Here is a 2,563-nt window from a genome sequence, read left to right as displayed (position 1 = left end):
AATCATGGGTTAAAGGCCTTTCAAAATCTTCGTTTCTCAATATTAAAGCTAATACACCAGCTTCACAAGGTCCAATCCATATTGGTACAACAACGTTTGTATCTTGTATCCTTAAAAAAACTATTGGTGAGTTTGAAACTTTATCTATTCCCATAGTAACATTGCTTACTTTTTTCATGGTTGAAAACCTCCTTAAAAAAACTAGAATTACGCTCTTGTTTCTTTCAAAGCCAGTTGAGACTCGCTTGTAATCTTTTCACTGATAATGCTTTTAAGACATTCTCTTAATTCTCCTTCACTAGCGAAAAGTTTTGGCTCAACTGGTTCGTGTATGAATAGATTAATATTCGAGGGTTTGATAAAGGCGCTTCCTTTTTTGCTCATTTTGATAGTTCCATCTATTGTGATGGGTAATATTTTTATATTATACCTAAAAGGTATTAATAGAGTTCCTTTTTTAAATTCGCCTACTTGACCATCTAAACTCCTTGTTCCTTCCGGAAAAAGGGTTATTATTTCTCCAGATTGAGATAATTTTGCAAATTTTTTAAGAGCTATAGCACCACTTTTTACATTACTTCTATCTATTAAAATAGAACCAAGCTTTTTGATGAAACTTCCCAATATAGGAATCATAGAAAGCTCTTTTTTCGCTATAAAAGCTGTGGGATAAATATAACCTAAAATTAAAGGAATGTCGAATATGCTTTGATGGTTCGCTACTATTACATAAGGCCCTTGCTTTGGTATATTTTCTTCACCGAAAACTAAAATCTTGCTATTTAAAAATTTAAAAGTAACTCTTCCAAACCAAGATACAACTGTTCTAATATATTCTTGCGAGACTTTGAATCCTTTCCGTTTTTCCAAGATATTGGCTTTTATCAATACATAACTTCCATATACAATTACAACGCCAAAAAAACCAATAATTAACCATATTGTGAAAAAAATCGCCTTTATTGTTTCTAATACTTTTTTCATTGATTGCCCTCCTTTTTCGTCCCTTTTCTTTAAGACACATAAGACTATGATTCAAAGTGATCAATTTCTGAAACTTTACTATCTTCAATCTTATATTTTTTAGCTTCAACCAAAGCTTCTTTTTCTAATTCACTTAAATGTGGTAAAGAATCCTCAATAGATTTTATGTGATTTATATTTGATTTAGTGGCAGGTTTAGGAGGAATAAATACGCTACAGGAAAATAGATGTTTCATACAATCCGAATTTTTGAGATAATTTAATTGTTTCGTTTTTTGTAAAACCTATAAGTGGTCTTAAAAGATCTTTTTGACTGGAGTTAGAAATTGTTAGTAGATTTTCTATTGTTTGCGAGGCTACCTGCCCCAAACTTTCGCCGCTAACCAGAACTTTTGTGTTTGTAATATCAGAAATTTTGTTGGTAATCCTCAACATAGCTCTTCTTTGTAGAATAACTGAATACTTGTTTTCTTTTATATCTCTGAAGAGGAGTTGGATTTTAGTTAAAGGTACCACATATAAATAAAAAGGAAAAGACATATATTCACACAGTATAGAACCAATTTTCAAAATTTTACTTAAAGATTTAGGACCAGTAAATGGCGGACTATAAAAGTTTACAGCATTTAGTAACATCCCTCGTCGCATCATTAAAAGAGTGGCTACTGGACTATCAATCCCACCTGACAACAAAACGGTTCCTTTTGAAGATGTACCAACAGGTAATCCGCTTGCTCCTTCTAAACGATTGTTGAATATAAACGCACCTTCTTTTCTAATATCTATTTCTATATTAAGCTCTGGATGATTTAAGTCAACTTTTAGTTGGGGGAAATAATTCAAAGTAAATTCTCCCATCATCCCAGCGAATTCTTGGCTGTTATAAGGGAAAGATTTATTGGCTCTATTGACACTTATTTTAAAAGTACTATAATTATTGTTTTCAAGAGAATTTTTTGCTATTTCATATACCTTATTTTTAATTGAATCTATATCTAATTGAGTTTTTTCAGCTATTGAAAAAGAATGTATCCCAAAAATCTTTTTTAGAATATCGATATCTTTAATGCTAATCTTCATATTGCTTCGAGGAATTAAATATATTCTGTTGTTGTTAACTTTGAAAATGAAATTCTGTGAGATTTTGCTTTGAATGTTTTCTTTAAGTTGATTCATAAAAAACTTTTTATTTTTATTTTTTAGACCAATTTCGTCAACCCTAACTATTACAACTTTCATTCGTTTCCCACCTTATAATTTATAAAAAATATTTCCTACATATAAATTATAACATAAGGGGGATTTTAGATCTATATTTTTTCAAAGAAACACTTTAGAAATAAGAAAGATTTTAAAAAGGGTGGGCTGCGGGGCTAAGGGGCGCGCAGGACAAATTGAAAAGAACATAAAAAAGTAAAATTTTCAACAAAAACATGTAATTAAAATATCTTTTCTAAAAATATTAAGTTAAAAAAATACGATTATTGTTCTAATTAATATATTTACTATCTATTTACTATAAATACAGGATTATATATCATTTAATATCGTACGGTAATAAATTGGATAAATTTAGTCA

3 protein-coding genes are annotated in these 2,563 nt (G+C 29.7%); all 3 read right to left on the bottom strand.

Annotation, left to right across the window (positions count from 1 at the left end):
• Positions 1-154: bifunctional nuclease domain-containing protein (locus X928_RS10460; RefSeq protein WP_425440357.1), on the bottom strand; the 154-nt coding region annotated here is incomplete at its 3' end.
• A gap of 53 nt (positions 155-207) precedes the next feature.
• Positions 208-984 (bottom strand): lysophospholipid acyltransferase family protein, encoded by a 777-nt coding sequence (locus tag X928_RS09125; RefSeq protein ID WP_103079455.1) that lies wholly within the window; start codon positions 982-984, stop codon positions 208-210.
• A gap of 213 nt (positions 985-1,197) precedes the next feature.
• Positions 1,198-2,223 (bottom strand): tRNA uracil 4-sulfurtransferase ThiI, encoded by a 1,026-nt coding sequence (gene thiI / locus X928_RS09115; RefSeq protein ID WP_103079453.1) that lies wholly within the window; start codon positions 2,221-2,223, stop codon positions 1,198-1,200.
• Positions 2,224-2,563 lie beyond the last annotated feature (340 nt).

The sequence above is a fragment of the Petrotoga miotherma DSM 10691 genome (genome assembly GCF_002895605.1).
In the GTDB taxonomy this organism is placed as follows: Bacteria; Thermotogota; Thermotogae; order Petrotogales; family Petrotogaceae; genus Petrotoga; species Petrotoga miotherma.
This window is presented reverse-complemented; position numbering and strand designations above follow the sequence as displayed.

Bases quoted from the DNA above. Each gene is read 5' to 3' on its own strand.
- X928_RS09125 (WP_103079455.1), bottom strand. From the start codon at position 984: ATGAAAAAAGTATTAGAAACAATAAAGGCGATTTTTTTCACAATATGG.
- thiI (WP_103079453.1), bottom strand. From the start codon at position 2,223: ATGAAAGTTGTAATAGTTAGGGTTGACGAAATTGGTCTAAAAAATAAA.